Genomic DNA, 13236 nt, shown 5'->3' on the forward strand with positions numbered 1-13236 from the left:
CGCGGTGTATCTGATACACCGCTATCGCACGCAAGCTGCGCTCCTACAGGGGATTTGCAGTTACTTGGGCTCGTCGGTCTTTTTCTTCAACTTGGGGTTGGGGAAAAACTGCACCGACTGGACCTTGGCGTCCGGCGCCTTGAGGGCCGGGGTGTTGACCCGCGTGCCCAGTTCCTTGGGCACCGACAGCCCCTGTTCATTCAGGGTGTCGGAATAACCGCAGGCCACGCACTCGCGATGGGGAACGTCGTCTTCGCTCCACATCATCAACTTGTCCTGCTCGCTGCACGCCGGGCAGACCGCCCCGGCGATAAAGCGTTTTTTCGTCTTCACTGGCCCCTCGCTCATGCCGCTGCGTCCTCGCTGAGGCCGCTGTGGCGCAAGAGTGCGTCAATCGACGGTGCGCGTCCGCGGAAGTCGACGAACAGCACCATCGGCTCCTGGGAACCGCCACGGGCCAGGATCGCCTCGCGGAAGGCGCGACCGGTCTCGGCATTCAGCACGCCTTCTTCCTCGAATTTCGAGAAGGCATCGGCCGACAGCACTTCGGCCCACTTGTAGCTGTAGTAGCCCGCCGCGTAACCGCCGGCGAAGATGTGCGCGAAGCTATTGGGGAAGCGGTTGTAGGCCGGCGGACGCATCACCGAGACCTCATCGCGCACGCCTTCGAGCACCTGCAGCACGCTACGGCCGTCGCCATGGGTGGCATGCAGTTCGAAGTCGAACAGCGAGAATTCCAGCTGGCGCACCATCATCAGGCCGGACTGGAAGTTCTTCGCCGCGAGCATTTTTTCCAGCAGGTCCTGGGGCAGCGGCTCGCCGGTTTCATAGTGACCGGAGATCAGCGCCAGGCCTTCCGGCTCCCAGCACCAGTTCTCCATGAACTGGCTCGGCAGCTCCACCGCGTCCCAGGCCACGCCGTTGATGCCGGAAACGCCGGCATGCTCGACGCGGGTCAGCAGGTGGTGCAGGCCATGGCCGAATTCGTGGAACAGGGTGGTGACTTCATCGTGGGTCAGCAGGGCAGGCTTGCCGCTGTCGGCCGGTGTGAAGTTGCACACCAGGTTGGCCACCGGGCTTTGCAGTACACCGTCAACGGTGCGGCGACGGTCGCGGGCGCCGTCCATCCAGGCACCGCCACGCTTGTTGGCGCGGGCATACAGGTCGAAGAAGAAACGCCCCACGTGCTGGCCGTTTTCCTTGATCTCGAACAGGCGCACGTCCGGGTGCCAGCTGTCGAAGCCTTTCAGTTCGGCGATCTCGATGCCGTACAGGCGCTGGACGATGGCGAACAGGCCGCCGAGCACCTTGTCGATCGGGAAGTAGGCGCGCAGGGTTTCCTGGGCCACGCTGTAGCGCTGCTCGCGCAGCTTCTCGCCGTAGAAACCGCTGTCCCAGCTTTGCAGGTCCGCGCAGCCCTGTTCGGCGGCGTAGGCCTTGAGCTGTTGCAGGTCCTGGGCAGCGAACGGTTTGCTGCGCTTGGCCAGGTCCCGCAGGAAGCTCAGCACCTGGTCGCTGGACTCGGCCATCTTGGTAGCCAGGCTCAGCTCGGCGAAGTTGGCGTAGCCCAGCAGTTGGGCCAGTTCCTGGCGCAGGTCGAGGATTTCCTGCATGACCGGGCCGTTGTCGTTCTGGCCGGCATTCGGGCCCTGGTCCGAGGCGCGGGTGCAGTAGGCGGCGTAGACTTCTTCGCGCAGCGCGCGGTCTTCGGCGTAGGTCATTACCGCGTAGTAGCTGGGGAACTCCAGGGTGATCAGCCAGCCTTGCAGGTCCTTGGCCTGGGCCGCGGCAGCCATCTGCACCTTGGCCGACGCGGTCAAGCCGGCCAGGGCCGCTTCGTCGGTGACGTGCTTGGTCCAGGCCTGGGTGGCGTCGAGCAGCTGGTTGGAGAAGCGGCTGCCCAGCTCGGAAAGCTTGCTCTGCACTTCGGCGTAACGCTTCTGCTGCTCTGGCGGCAGGTCGATACCCGACAGGCGGAAGTCACGCAGGGAATGTTCCAGAATGGTTTTCTGCGCCACGTCGAAACCGGCGGCTTGCGGGCTGCTCACCAGGGCTTCGAAGGCCTGGAACAGCTCACGGTTCTGCCCCAGCTCGGTGGCGTAGGCGCTCAGGGCCGGCAGGCAGGACTCATAGGCCTCGCGCAGTTCGGCGCTGTTGCACACGGCGTTGAGGTGGCTGACCGGACTCCAGGCCGCGCCCAGGCGGTCGTTGAGTTCGTCCATGGCCAATACCAGGCCGGCCCAGGTCGGTTGCGCGCCCTGGTTCTTGAGGATTTCAGCGATGGCGGCGCGGTTGTCAGCCAGGATCTGTTCGATGGCCGGCTGTACATGCTCAGCGCGGATCGCCGAAAACGGCGGCAGGTCGTAGGGCTGCAGAAGAGGGTTGTTCACACTCACGGTTGGCACCTTGGCTGGAAGAAACATTGGGCCATCTTAATTACAATCGACGCCCACCGCAGCTATCGACCCCATTAATAAATGTCAGAGCAGGTATCCAACTTGGCCATTCGCAGCTATCAGAACCACACGCCCATCCTTGGCCCGCGGGCCTTCGTCGACCGTTCGGCAGTGGTGATCGGCGACGTCGAAATCGGCGCCGACAGCTCGGTGTGGCCACTGACGGTGATCCGCGGCGACATGCACCGCATCCGCATCGGCGCCCGCACCAGCGTGCAGGACGGCAGCGTGCTGCACATCACCCACGCCGGCCCCTTCAACCCGGACGGCTTCCCGCTGCTGATCGGCGACGACGTGACCATCGCCCACAAGGTGATGCTGCACGGTTGCAACGTCGGTAGCCGGGTGCTGATCGGCATGGGCAGCATCGTCATGGACGGCGCGGTGGTGGAAGACGATGTGATCGTCGGCGCCGGCAGCCTGGTGCCGCCGGGCAAACGCCTGGAAAGCGGCTTCCTCTACGTGGGCAGCCCGGTGAAACAGGCCCGCCCGCTGACCGACAAGGAACGCGCGTTCTTCACCTACAGCGCCGCCAACTACGTGAAGCTCAAGGACCTGCACCTGGCCGAAGGCTACGACCAGGCTTGAGCCCCGACCCACTGCCCAGGAATCCCCATGCATTACCAAACCGTTCTGTTCGACCTCGATGGCACCCTGACCGACCCGCGCGAAGGCATTACCCGCTCGATCCAGTTCGCCCTCGGCAAGCTGGGCATCGACGAACCCGACCTGAGCAAGCTGGAACACTTCATCGGTCCGCCGCTGTTGCAGGCGTTCATGCAGTTCTACGGCTTCGACGAAGCCAGGGCCTGGGAGGCGGTGAATTTCTACCGCGAGCGTTTCAAGGTTACCGGCCTGTATGAGAACCGCGTGTTCGACGGCGTCACGCCCCTGCTGGAAACCCTCGGCGGGCAAGGCCGCCAGCTGTACATCGCGACGTCCAAGCCATGGGTGTTCGCCCGCGAGATCGCCCGGCACTTCGATTTCGCCCGGCACTTCAAGGTGATCTACGGCAGCGAACTGGACGGCACCCGCACCGACAAGGTCGAGCTGATCCGCCACCTGATCAGCGAAGAGGGCCTGGACCCCAGCGATACCCTGATGATCGGCGACCGCAAGCACGACCTGATCGGCGCCCGCCGGAACGGGCTGGATGCGGCGGCGGTGGGTTATGGCTTCGGCAGCCACGAAGAACTGAGCGCCGAGGCCCCGGCCTACCACTTCCAGACCCTGGATGAGCTGCATCAGGCGTTCCTGCAGCGCTGAACCACCGGCCATCGCGGGCTTGTCCTCCCACAGGAGCGAGGCTTGCCCGCGAAGGCGTGCTTTCAGGCGCCGCCCATCAAGGCTTGCAACGCCGCCTTGCGCTTTTCAGCCGGCAGCGCGCCGAGCTTCTCCACGGCCCGGTAAAAGGCCGGCCAATCCCCGTTCACCTGCTTGAACAAGGCGGCGAATGCCGGTACCCACTGGTCGTACAGGCCAAAAGGCAGCAGCCTGGCATTGTTCAGCGGGGTGTTGATCCAGACGTCGTAGCGCGCGTCGCCATGCCATTGGCTGTCCTTCAGCTGCCGGTAATCCCGGCGCAACTGTTCGAATTCGGCGGCCTTGCGCTGGCGCATCTGCTCGGTTGGCAGTGGCAGGGCATACAGGCGTTCCAGGCGCTGTCGGGTATCGAGGATCAGCTGGATGAACTGGTCCTTCTGCTTCACCAGGGCATCGCTGGCCGGCGCCAGGCCGCGGGCCGCGCGCCATTGCCGGGTGCCTTCCTGCTCGACGAAGGTGGCGAAGGATTCGTTGAACTCGGTGTCGTCCTTCACATAAAAGCGCTGATGGGCCAGCTCATGGAAGATCAGGGTCGCCAGGCGCTCGTCGCCCCAATGCAGCATCGAACTGAGGATCGGGTCGTTGAACCAGCCCAGGGTCGAATAGGCCTCCACCCCGCCGATGGCCACATCCATGCCCTGCTGTTTCTGCAAGGCCGCCTCGCCGCGGGCCGCGCCCTGGCTGTAGTAGCCGCGATAGGCCACGCAGCCGGCAATCGGGAAGCAGTGGGTCTTGGGGCTCAGGGAAAACTCGGGGGTGCTGAATACATTCCACACCACGTAGGGCCGGCCGATGTCGGCGTAGAGGCGATAGCTCTGGTTGTCCGGCAGGTGCAGGTGCTGGCTGGCAAAAAGCCGGGCTTTCTGCGACTGGGCCAGATGGGCACGCAATAACGGGTCGCGAGCCGGGTCGGCGATGACCTGCTCGACCGGCGTGCGGGCCTGCAACAGCTGCCATTGGCCACTGGCCAGCTGGCCGTAGTAATCCACGCTGGAACAACCGTTGAGCGACAAAAGCAGCAAGCCCGGAAACAAAAAGCGCAAAAGATGATCAAGTAACCCATGGCTTGAACGCGGCCTAATCAAATCGAATCATCCTTCGAGAGTCTGCCCCCAAGACTATCTCGCCTGCCTGGAGTTTCGCTATGCGCGTGTTGCTGCTGACCACCGGACTCTTGACCTTGAGCGGCTGTGCCGGATTGCCCGCCCCCGATCCGACGCAAGCCTGGATCGACCTCGACACCCACCAGGACACCGCCCTGCAGGCGCTGGAGGTCGACGAAAAGGCCTGGGTGGACCGCCGATATTTCGAGGTACAGCCCGGCAACCATGAGCTGAAGGTGCGCTACCAGTTCGCCGTGGAGCCCACCAATATCGGCCCGGACAGCGAACCGCTGTGGCGCGACTGCCAGCTGAATGTGAAATACAAGGACTTCAACGCCGGCCAGCGCTATCAGTTGCAGACCGGCAATATCGGCTTCCGGCCCTGGGCCAAACTCTATGACCAGCAGCGCAATCTGGTGGGTACCGGCCAACCGGCGGGCTGCCAGCGCACCTGATCGGCGCTATGCTTGAGGCCTTTCCCCGGACGGCCCGACCTCATGCGCCAACCCTTGCTGCTGCTTGCCCTGACCGGCCTCGTTGCCTGCTCCAGCCCCCTGCCGGCGGTGGACCCGCAGCAGGCCTGGGTCGATTTCGCCACCCCGACGCCGGGCGGCAAGCTGCTGATGGCCGAGCGCCTGGACAACCAGCGCCTGACCGACGGCCGCTATTTCCAGGTCACCCCGGGCAGTCATGAGTTGATGGTGCGTTTCGATTTCGAGGTGTTCAGCGGGCGCCTCGGCATGATGAACGATCCGGCCGAGCGCCTGTGCTACCTGAGCGTGCGCTACGACCATTTCGAAGCCGGCCAGCGTTACCTGCTGGAAGCCCGCTCGCTGGGTTTCACTCCCAGTGCCCGGCTGTACAACGCCAAGCGTGAGCTGCTGGCCGAAGACCATAGGGTCAACTGCGTGATCTGAACGATCAGCTGTCGTTGCGCTGATAGATGATTGCCTTGGTGCCGTTTTCACAGGTACCGACCACCATAGCCACGTCGTGCTTTTCGGCTTCCTCCTTGCTGACAATCTCCAGGGTGTAGGAGGGCACGGCGTTGGCCTGAATCTTGATTTCAATCTCTTTCTTGAGTTCTTCGCAATCCTTCGGAGCCGCCAGGGCCGAGGTGGCCAGCGCGCAACAAACAACTGCCAGGGCAAAACGTTTCATGATGTGGAGCTCCCTTTGATGCAGCGCCCATGGTCATGGGCTGAGCCTGCAGTCGTGCATTCGACCACATTTTCATGAAGCGAGTTCTGACGCCGCGCATATCGGGTGCGGGAGTTTCGGCAGGAGTGCAATCGCGAGCCAGTTCGCGCCTATGGGTTCGAAGGCGTGAGCGAGCTGGCTCGCGAAGCGATAGGGCAGGTTAAAACACCGTCAGCTGAGCAGCGTCGCATCCAGGCTGATCCTGGCATTCAGCACCTTGGACACCGGGCAACCTTCCTTGGCCTTCTTGCTCAGCTCATCGAACTGCTGCTGGCTGGCGCCGGGAATCTTCGCCTTGAGGATCAGGTGCACCGCGGTGATCGCAAAACCGCCATCGACCTGGTCCAGCGTCACTTCGGCATTAGTGTCGATACTGTCAGCCTTGAGCCCGGCCTCGCCGAGAATCATCGAGAAGGCCATGGAAAAACACCCCGCATGCGCGGCGCCGATCAGTTCTTCCGGGTTGGTGCCCTTGCCGCCCTCGAAACGCGCCTTGAAGCCGTAAGGGGCATCGCGCAGTACCCCGGTTTCCGTGGAAATCGAGCCAATGCCGGTTTTCAGGTCGCCTTCCCAGTGAGCCGATGCTTTCTTGATGATGCTCATGTCTGTCTCCTCGAGAACGGGCGCGAAAGGCCGCGCCCTTGTGGTTTTCTGCTACTCAGGGTTCTAGAGGATAGAAGGCCCGGCGAAGTTCATCCTGTCTGAATCCGCCGTTTGTCCAGACAGCAAATTCAGCCTGGCTATTGAAACTCGGGTATATGCCCACATTGCATGAAACAGGCTTACAGCATTCGGCAGGTTTTGGCTCATGACAAAGGCCTGCACACCATTGGAGAAGCAGGCTTATGAAACCACTGTCCGACGTTAAGTTTTCCACCCTCGACCTGGTCCCCGTGCGCGAGGACGGCAGCCCGGCGCAATCGCTGCGCAATTCCCTGGACCTGGCCCGCCATGTAGAGAAGTTCGGCTACACCCGCTTCTGGGTCGCCGAACACCACAACATGGACGGTATCGCCAGCTCCGCGACCTCGGTGCTGTTGGGCTACCTGGCCGGCGGCACCTCGAGCATTCGCGTCGGCTCCGGCGGCGTGATGCTGCCCAACCATGCTCCGCTGGTGATCGCCGAGCAGTTCGGCACCCTGGAAAGCCTGTATCCGGGGCGTATCGACCTGGGCCTGGGCCGCGCGCCAGGTTCGGACCAGATGACCGCCCGCGCCCTGCGCCGCGAACGGTCGGGCAGCGCCGACGACTTCCCTGAAGACGTGGCCGAGCTGATGGCCTACCTCGGCCCACGCACCCCGGAACAACGGGTGATCGCGGTGCCGGGAACCGGTACCCAGGTGCCGGTGTGGTTGCTGGGCTCGAGCCTGTTCAGTGCGCAACTGGCCGGAGAGCGCGGCTTGCCTTACGCCTTCGCCTCGCATTTCGCACCGCGCTACATGCACGAGGCGATTCGTGTGTACCGCAATCACTTCAAGCCTTCGGCCGTGCTCGACAAGCCTTACGTGATGCTCGGCGTGCCGCTGGTGGCGGCCGATACCGACGAACAGGCCGACTATCTGGCGACCTCGGTGTACCAGCGGATCCTCGCGTTGATGCGCGGCCAGAGCCTGGTGCAGCGCAAACCGGTGAAGAGCATGGACGGCCTATGGCTGCCCCATGAAAAAGAGGCGGTGGGCAGCTTCCTCGGCCTGGCCATGATCGGCAGCCCGGCGAAAATCCGCGCCAAGCTCGAAGTGCTGATCGAACAGACCGGCGCCGATGAACTGATCTTCACCTGCGACCTGTACGAACACGCCGACCGCCTGCATTCCTACGAATTGCTGGCGCAAGTGATGAAGGGTTGAGTCTGCAATCGGGCCGAAGGGATTGGGTGATCCAGAGGCCTTGCGCGCCCTTCGGTCGCGATCGCAGCCTGCGGCAGCGGCTACAGGGGCACGCCTGGCCTGGCTAAACGCCAGGCACAAAAAAGCCGACGCAGCGCGTCGGCTTTGTTCATTGCTACAAGGGCTCAGCCACGCTTGTAGACGATTTCCTTGGTACCGCCTTCGCAGGTACCGACCACTTTGCCGTCAGTCGCGCTGCCTTTTTCGACAATTTCCAGCGAATAACCCGACGCGCCTTTGGCGTCGATCTTCGCGGCGATTTCGCTTTTCAGCTCTTCGCATGGCTTGCCGGCAGCAAGGGCTGTTCCCGCGACACTCAACAACACTAAAGCCATTACCTGTTTTTTCATCGGTCACATTCTCTGGTCGAATCAAAATAAGCGTCAAGCCCCGGCCTGCTCGGCATCGAGGCAGATATAGCGCTTTGCCATTCCCTATGGCAATCGGCCAGCGCACAAGTTCAACAGCCTAGCCCAGGTTCAGCTGTTGGCAATGCGGAAACCGACTTTGAGCGTGACCTGGAAATGCGCGGCCTTGCCATCCTTGATATGCCCACGGGTTTCCGTGACCTCGAACCACTCCAGGTGCTGGATGCTTTTGCTGGCTTCGGCCAGCGCATTGTTGATGGCGTCTTCGATGCTGCTAGGGGACGAACCGACCAGTTCGACTTTCTTGTAGGTGTGATGATCAGACATGGCGCGCTCTCCTTATGAGGTAGATCAAAGCCTAGCAGCGATTAGCGGCAACACTTGAGTGAGCCCCGGCCCATCGAAGTTCAGATTTAATGCACTTTCGCCAGGCCGCGCAGTCGGACCCTACAGACCCTCAATCAACAATGCAGGAGAGCCACCATGGCCAACACTTCGTTACGCAAAGCCTCATTGGAAAGCATGGAAGCCGAGATCGAAAGTCTGCTCAAGTCTCTGGAGAGCCTCAAGGACGACGCTTCGGACGAATCGCGCAAAACCCTCAAGGCGCTGAAAAGCAACGCCGAGAGCGCGCTGAGACATTCGCGCAGCCTGCTCAGCGATGCCTATGAAGAAGTCAAAGTGAAAACCCGTGAAACCGGGATCGCCACCCGCGACTACGCCCAGCAGCACCCCTGGACCACCGCCGGCGTCGCCGTGGGCGCGCTGGGCCTGCTGGCCGCTTACCTGCTGTGCAAACGCGGCAATTAAGGCGTCTGGCGCAGCTCGTTACTGAGCCACTGCGCCAGCTGCCGGGCGCGCCCGTCCGCGGCGCGCTTGGGTAGCCACAACGCCAGTTGCCCCGGGGTTTCACAGAAGCCCCACGGGGCAACCAGGCGTCCGGCGCGCAGGTCCTCGGCCACCAGCGGCTGCGGCGCGATCGCCACGCCCAGCCCGGCCACCGCGGCCTCCAGCAAATAATACAAATGCTCGAAACCCTGGCCGAACTTCAGTGCCCCGGCGTCGATGCCGTTCTGCCGTGCCCAGCTGGGCCAGGCCTGCGGGCGCGAGGTGGTCTGTAGCAACGTCTCGTTGAGCAGCGCACTGGCCGGCGCTTCGCGCAACTGCTCGTAACGGCTGTAGCGCGGGCTGAGCACCGGGCCGATGCGCTCGCTGGCCAGCTCAAAGACCTGCATGTCCGCCGGCCACGGCGGCTCGGCGAATACCAGCAAGGCGTCCAGCCCCGGCCGGCGCGGGTCGAGATCGCCTTCGCCGGCCGACAGGTGCAGGCGCAGGTCCGGCAGGTCGGCATTCAGCCGCCCCAGACGCGGAATGAACCAGCGCGCCAGCAGGCTGCCGGAACAGCCGAGCACGAAGGGCGCATCGGCGGTGCTCTGGCTCAGCTCGGCGCAGACCGTGCGCAGGCGCTCGAAGGCATCGCTGCTGGCGTCGCGCAGGCGCACACCGGCATCTGTGAGTTTAAGGCCGCGCCCTTCCTTGACGAACAGGCTCACCCCAAGATGCTCTTCGAGCACCTTCAGCTGGCGGCTGACCGCCCCATGGGTGACGTGCAGCTGTTCGGCCGCCTGACTGACGCTGTTCAGGCGGGCGGTGGCTTCGAAGGCCCGGAGGGCGTTCAGCGGGGGCAGGTCGTGGCTCATGGAATATGTGAGTTTTCCTGACAGGTTGTGGCGATCTTATCGGTTTTCAGCCTGGGACGTCAGGGGTAGAGTGAACGCCATTGTCTTTCCAGCATTCACCCTTTTGACCAATCACCGGGAGCGCCCCATGAACCAGACCAACCTGCGCAACGGTCCTGATGCCAACGGCCTGTTCGGCGCGTTCGGCGGCCGTTACGTCGCCGAAACCCTGATGCCGCTGATCCTCGACCTGGCCCGCGAATACGAAGCGGCCAAGCAAGATCCGGAGTTCCTCAAGGAACTGGCCTACTTCCAGCGCGACTACGTCGGCCGTCCAAGCCCGCTGTATTTCGCCGAGCGCCTGACCGAGCACTGCGGCGGCGCCAAGATCTACCTCAAGCGCGAAGAGCTGAACCACACTGGCGCGCACAAGATCAACAACTGCATCGGCCAGATCCTCCTGGCGCGGCGCATGGGCAAGAAACGCATCATCGCCGAGACCGGCGCTGGCATGCACGGCGTGGCCACCGCCACCGTGGCGGCCCGTTTCGGTCTGGACTGCGTGATCTACATGGGCACCACCGACATCGAGCGCCAGCAGGCCAACGTGTTCCGCATGAAGCTGCTGGGCGCCGAAGTGATCCCGGTGGTCGCCGGCACCGGCACCCTGAAGGACGCGATGAACGAAGCCCTGCGTGACTGGGTGACCAACGTCGACAGCACCTTTTACCTGATCGGCACCGTGGCCGGTCCGCACCCTTATCCTGCGATGGTCCGCGACTTCCAGGCGGTGATCGGCAAGGAAACCCGCGAACAGCTGCAAGCCCAGGAAGGCCGCCTGCCGGACAGCCTGGTGGCATGCATCGGCGGCGGTTCCAACGCCATGGGCCTGTTCCATCCGTTCCTCGACGACAAGAGCGTGCAGATCATCGGCGTCGAAGCCGCCGGCTACGGCATCGAGACCGGCAAGCACGCGGCCAGCCTGAACGGCGGCCTGCCTGGCGTGTTGCATGGCAACCGCACCTTCCTGCTGCAGGACGAGGACGGCCAGATCATCGACGCCCACTCGATTTCCGCCGGCCTCGACTACCCGGGCATCGGCCCTGAACACGCCTGGTTGCACGATATCGGCCGTGTCGAATACACCTCGGTGACCGACGACGAAGCCCTGGCCGCGTTCCACCAGTGCTGCCGCCTGGAAGGCATCATCCCGGCCCTGGAAAGCGCCCACGCCCTGGCCGAAGTGTTCAAGCGCGCGCCGAACCTGCCCAAGGATCACCTGATGGTGGTCAACCTCTCGGGCCGCGGCGACAAAGACATGCAAACCGTGATGCACCACATGCAACAGTCCCAGCAGGAGAAACACTGATGAGCCGCCTGCAAACGCGCTTTGCCGAGCTTAAGCAACAGAACCGCGCCGCCCTGGTGACCTTCGTCACCGCCGGCGACCCGGGCTACGACGCGTCCCTGGCGATCCTCAAGGGCTTGCCGGCCGCCGGCGCCGACGTGATCGAACTGGGCATGCCCTTCACCGATCCGATGGCCGACGGCCCAGCGATCCAGCTGGCCAACATCCGCGCCCTGGAGGCCAAGCAAAACCTGGCGAAAACCCTGCAAATGGTTCGCGAGTTCCGTGTCGGCAACAACGACACGCCGCTGGTGCTGATGGGGTACTTCAACCCGATCCACCACTACGGCGTACCGCGCTTCATCGCCGAAGCCAAGGAAGCCGGGGTCGACGGCCTGATCGTGGTCGACATGCCGCCCGAGCACAACGCTGAGCTGTGCGACCCGTCCCAGGCCGCCGGCATCGATTTCATCCGCCTGACCACGCCGACCACCGACGACGCGCGCCTGCCGAAGGTGCTGAACGGCAGCTCGGGCTTCGTCTACTACGTCTCCGTGGCCGGTGTGACCGGTGCCGGTTCCGCCACCCTGGAGCACGTGGAAGAGGCGGTGACCCGCCTGCGTCGCCACACCGACCTGCCGATCAGCATCGGTTTCGGCATCCGTACGCCGGAGCAGGCCGCGGCCATCGCCCGCCTCGCCGACGGCGTGGTGGTGGGGTCGGCGCTGATCGACCAGATCGCCAATGCCAGCAGTTCCGAGCAGGCGGTGGATGGTGTGCTGAGCCTGTGTGCCTCCCTCGCCGAAGGGGTGCGTCAAGCCCGTGTCAGCCAAGGGTAAAGTTCCTGATACAGAGGAATTCGCCTCAGAGTCCACAGACTAACCAGCAAGACCAAGGGGTTCAGAACCAGGTTCTGAGCCCCTTTTTGTTGTTCGTGCTCTGAGGAAGACCCGATGAAAATGCCCAAACGCCTGATTGCCGGTCTCGGTGTGCTGATGCTCAGCGCCAGCCCGCTGCTGCACGCGGTCGCGGACCCACGTGACGACCACGACCGCGGCGGCCCGCAACCGGGTCGCTACGACAATCGAGGAGACAATCGCGGGGATAATCGGGGCGATGAACATCGCGGCCCGCAGGCCGACCGCCGTGGTGGCCCGCCCCGGGATTTCGGCCCGGTGCGCGAGACCATTCGCGACAACCACGCCTACTTCGTACGCGGCGCGCCACCGCCCCACGGCATCCATCTGGTGCGCGGCCAGCCGCTGCCCCGCGGCTACTACGGTGAACGCCTGGACAACCGCGCCCTGGCGCACCTGCCGTACTACCCGGGTTATGAATGGCGGCGCATGGGCGCCGATATTGTGCTGATCGCGGTGGGTACGGGGATCGTCTACGAGATCCTCGATGGCGTGTTGTATTGATCGGGGGCTGATGGCGCTTGAGAGGATGCCATCGCGAGCAAGCTCGCTCCTACAGAAAGCGCCTGACCTTGTAGGAGCGAGCGTGCTCGCGAAAAACCTTAAAAAATCGACAGGTCCAGCGGCCGGATCGCCCCCATCCAGACCGCATGCTCCGTGTGATCCTTCAGGTCGTCGCCGGTATCGGGGTGCAGGAATACCACCAGCCCGTTGCGATTGAGCGCCAGCCACGGCAACACCTCGCCCAGGTATTGCGGCTCGAACGCCAGCTGGCAGCTCCAGTCCGGGTGCGGGCCGACCGGCCGTTCATGCACCCGCCCCATCTGCAACGGAAACAATTGCGCCGCCTGCTCGCACAGGGCCCGCGCCTGGTCGATGGTGCTGGCGTCGAAATAGACATGGGCGTGATAGCCCTTGATGCGTTGCATGGAACCTCTCATGACAAAGTCGAACCC

Annotated in this window: 18 protein-coding genes; 9 read left to right on the forward strand and 9 right to left on the reverse strand. The window is 63.6% G+C overall.

Translation table 11 applies throughout. The features are described 5' to 3' along the window. Window positions 1-60: 60 nt before the first annotated feature. Window positions 61-348: a YheV family putative zinc ribbon protein gene (locus AC07VU_RS04120; protein WP_277589921.1), complete on the reverse strand. Its 288-nt coding sequence runs from the start codon at window positions 346-348 to the stop codon at window positions 61-63. Then, window positions 345-2396 carry an oligopeptidase A gene (gene prlC / locus AC07VU_RS04125; protein WP_495029544.1) on the reverse strand — a complete coding sequence of 684 codons (2052 nt, stop codon included), beginning with the start codon at window positions 2394-2396 and terminating at the stop codon, window positions 345-347. Before prlC ends, AC07VU_RS04120 begins: the two co-directional genes overlap by 4 nt. A 102-nt stretch (window positions 2397-2498) precedes the next feature. Between prlC and AC07VU_RS04130 the strand changes: the two genes are divergently transcribed. Together AC07VU_RS04130 and AC07VU_RS04135 are read left to right on the forward strand one after the other, a co-directional pair. Next, window positions 2499-3044 (forward strand): gamma carbonic anhydrase family protein, encoded by a 546-nt coding sequence (locus AC07VU_RS04130; RefSeq protein ID WP_495029545.1) that lies wholly within the window; start codon window positions 2499-2501, stop codon window positions 3042-3044. Between the two features lie 27 nt (window positions 3045-3071). Beyond that, entirely contained in the window at window positions 3072-3722 is a 651-nt protein-coding gene (locus tag AC07VU_RS04135) for an HAD family hydrolase (RefSeq protein WP_041987875.1), read from the forward strand. 62 nt (window positions 3723-3784) lie between these two features. Here AC07VU_RS04135 and AC07VU_RS04140 read toward each other — a convergent pair whose 3' ends face one another. Beyond that, window positions 3785-4864 carry an aminopeptidase gene (locus AC07VU_RS04140; RefSeq protein ID WP_495029546.1) on the reverse strand — a complete coding sequence of 360 codons (1080 nt, stop codon included), beginning with the start codon at window positions 4862-4864 and terminating at the stop codon, window positions 3785-3787. Between the two features lie 59 nt (window positions 4865-4923). Here AC07VU_RS04140 and AC07VU_RS04145 point away from each other — a divergent pair, with 59 nt between their 5' ends. Next, window positions 4924-5337: a PA0061/PA0062 family lipoprotein gene (locus AC07VU_RS04145; protein ID WP_007926170.1), complete on the forward strand. Its 414-nt coding sequence runs from the start codon at window positions 4924-4926 to the stop codon at window positions 5335-5337. A gap of 42 nt (window positions 5338-5379) precedes the next feature. Then, window positions 5380-5799 carry a PA0061/PA0062 family lipoprotein gene (locus AC07VU_RS04150; RefSeq protein WP_007926173.1) on the forward strand — a complete coding sequence of 140 codons (420 nt, stop codon included), beginning with the start codon at window positions 5380-5382 and terminating at the stop codon, window positions 5797-5799. A 4-nt stretch (window positions 5800-5803) separates the two neighbouring features. Here AC07VU_RS04150 and AC07VU_RS04155 read toward each other — a convergent pair whose 3' ends face one another. Both AC07VU_RS04155 and AC07VU_RS04160 read right to left on the reverse strand, forming a co-directional pair. Then, on the reverse strand, window positions 5804-6043 hold the full coding sequence (locus AC07VU_RS04155; protein WP_009041501.1) for a DUF1161 domain-containing protein: 240 nt from the start codon (window positions 6041-6043) through the stop codon (window positions 5804-5806). 210 nt (window positions 6044-6253) lie between these two features. After that, window positions 6254-6685, reverse strand: a complete 432-nt coding sequence (locus AC07VU_RS04160) for an OsmC family protein (RefSeq protein ID WP_007926175.1) — start codon at window positions 6683-6685, stop codon at window positions 6254-6256. A gap of 242 nt (window positions 6686-6927) precedes the next feature. Between AC07VU_RS04160 and AC07VU_RS04165 the strand changes: the two genes are divergently transcribed. Further along, on the forward strand, window positions 6928-7929 hold the full coding sequence (locus AC07VU_RS04165) for an LLM class flavin-dependent oxidoreductase (protein ID WP_009041499.1): 1002 nt from the start codon (window positions 6928-6930) through the stop codon (window positions 7927-7929). Window positions 7930-8093: 164 nt separating this feature from the next. Here AC07VU_RS04165 and AC07VU_RS04170 read toward each other — a convergent pair whose 3' ends face one another. Both AC07VU_RS04170 and AC07VU_RS04175 read right to left on the reverse strand, forming a co-directional pair. Further along, window positions 8094-8318, reverse strand: coding sequence for a DUF1161 domain-containing protein (locus tag AC07VU_RS04170; RefSeq protein ID WP_053263232.1), 225 nt, complete (start codon window positions 8316-8318; stop codon window positions 8094-8096). 129 nt (window positions 8319-8447) lie between these two features. Then, window positions 8448-8663 carry a dodecin gene (locus AC07VU_RS04175; protein WP_009041497.1) on the reverse strand — a complete coding sequence of 72 codons (216 nt, stop codon included), beginning with the start codon at window positions 8661-8663 and terminating at the stop codon, window positions 8448-8450. Window positions 8664-8819: 156 nt separating this feature from the next. On the opposite strand from AC07VU_RS04175, the gene AC07VU_RS04180 reads away from it, so the two are divergent. Further along, window positions 8820-9146 carry an ElaB/YgaM/YqjD family protein gene (locus tag AC07VU_RS04180; protein ID WP_007926179.1) on the forward strand — a complete coding sequence of 109 codons (327 nt, stop codon included), beginning with the start codon at window positions 8820-8822 and terminating at the stop codon, window positions 9144-9146. Here AC07VU_RS04180 and AC07VU_RS04185 read toward each other — a convergent pair. Next, window positions 9143-10036, reverse strand: a complete 894-nt coding sequence (locus AC07VU_RS04185; protein ID WP_038583318.1) for a LysR family transcriptional regulator — start codon at window positions 10034-10036, stop codon at window positions 9143-9145. The genes AC07VU_RS04180 and AC07VU_RS04185 overlap by 4 nt on opposite strands. Before the next feature lie 127 nt (window positions 10037-10163). Here AC07VU_RS04185 and trpB point away from each other — a divergent pair, with 127 nt between their 5' ends. From trpB to AC07VU_RS04200, 3 genes are all read left to right on the forward strand, one after another. Continuing rightward, window positions 10164-11384 (forward strand): tryptophan synthase subunit beta, encoded by a 1221-nt coding sequence (gene trpB / locus AC07VU_RS04190; protein ID WP_053263231.1) that lies wholly within the window; start codon window positions 10164-10166, stop codon window positions 11382-11384. Further along, the gene (gene trpA / locus AC07VU_RS04195) at window positions 11384-12202 is read left to right on the forward strand and encodes a tryptophan synthase subunit alpha (protein WP_062824122.1); all 819 of its coding nucleotides are present in this window, start codon (window positions 11384-11386) and stop codon (window positions 12200-12202) included. Before trpB ends, trpA begins: the two co-directional genes overlap by 1 nt. A 114-nt stretch (window positions 12203-12316) precedes the next feature. Beyond that, on the forward strand, window positions 12317-12784 hold the full coding sequence (locus AC07VU_RS04200) for an anti-virulence regulator CigR family protein (RefSeq protein WP_053263229.1): 468 nt from the start codon (window positions 12317-12319) through the stop codon (window positions 12782-12784). Window positions 12785-12882: 98 nt separating this feature from the next. Here the strand turns inward: AC07VU_RS04200 and AC07VU_RS04205 are convergent, their stop codons facing one another. Beyond that, complete coding sequence (locus AC07VU_RS04205; RefSeq protein ID WP_007926186.1) at window positions 12883-13209, reverse strand: DOPA 4,5-dioxygenase family protein; 327 nt, start codon at window positions 13207-13209, stop codon at window positions 12883-12885. Between the last annotated feature and the right edge of the window lie 27 nt (window positions 13210-13236).

This window comes from Pseudomonas sp. GW821-FHT02B10 (genome assembly GCF_059421865.1).

What these genes read in the sequence shown, in the direction of transcription:
- AC07VU_RS04120 (WP_277589921.1), bottom strand. Translation starts at nt 348, where the DNA reads ATGAGCGAGGGGCCAGTGAAGACGAAAAAACGCTTTATCGCCGGGGCG.
- AC07VU_RS04135 (WP_041987875.1), top strand. Translation starts at nt 3,072, where the DNA reads ATGCATTACCAAACCGTTCTGTTCGACCTCGATGGCACCCTGACCGAC.
- AC07VU_RS04145 (WP_007926170.1), top strand. Translation starts at nt 4,924, where the DNA reads ATGCGCGTGTTGCTGCTGACCACCGGACTCTTGACCTTGAGCGGCTGT.
- AC07VU_RS04150 (WP_007926173.1), top strand. Translation starts at nt 5,380, where the DNA reads ATGCGCCAACCCTTGCTGCTGCTTGCCCTGACCGGCCTCGTTGCCTGC.
- AC07VU_RS04155 (WP_009041501.1), bottom strand. Translation starts at nt 6,043, where the DNA reads ATGAAACGTTTTGCCCTGGCAGTTGTTTGTTGCGCGCTGGCCACCTCG.
- AC07VU_RS04160 (WP_007926175.1), bottom strand. Translation starts at nt 6,685, where the DNA reads ATGAGCATCATCAAGAAAGCATCGGCTCACTGGGAAGGCGACCTGAAA.
- AC07VU_RS04165 (WP_009041499.1), top strand. Translation starts at nt 6,928, where the DNA reads ATGAAACCACTGTCCGACGTTAAGTTTTCCACCCTCGACCTGGTCCCC.
- AC07VU_RS04170 (WP_053263232.1), bottom strand. Translation starts at nt 8,318, where the DNA reads ATGAAAAAACAGGTAATGGCTTTAGTGTTGTTGAGTGTCGCGGGAACA.
- AC07VU_RS04175 (WP_009041497.1), bottom strand. Translation starts at nt 8,663, where the DNA reads ATGTCTGATCATCACACCTACAAGAAAGTCGAACTGGTCGGTTCGTCC.
- AC07VU_RS04180 (WP_007926179.1), top strand. Translation starts at nt 8,820, where the DNA reads ATGGCCAACACTTCGTTACGCAAAGCCTCATTGGAAAGCATGGAAGCC.
- AC07VU_RS04185 (WP_038583318.1), bottom strand. Translation starts at nt 10,036, where the DNA reads ATGAGCCACGACCTGCCCCCGCTGAACGCCCTCCGGGCCTTCGAAGCC.
- trpB (WP_053263231.1), top strand. Translation starts at nt 10,164, where the DNA reads ATGAACCAGACCAACCTGCGCAACGGTCCTGATGCCAACGGCCTGTTC.
- trpA (WP_062824122.1), top strand. Translation starts at nt 11,384, where the DNA reads ATGAGCCGCCTGCAAACGCGCTTTGCCGAGCTTAAGCAACAGAACCGC.
- AC07VU_RS04200 (WP_053263229.1), top strand. Translation starts at nt 12,317, where the DNA reads ATGAAAATGCCCAAACGCCTGATTGCCGGTCTCGGTGTGCTGATGCTC.
- AC07VU_RS04205 (WP_007926186.1), bottom strand. Translation starts at nt 13,209, where the DNA reads ATGCAACGCATCAAGGGCTATCACGCCCATGTCTATTTCGACGCCAGC.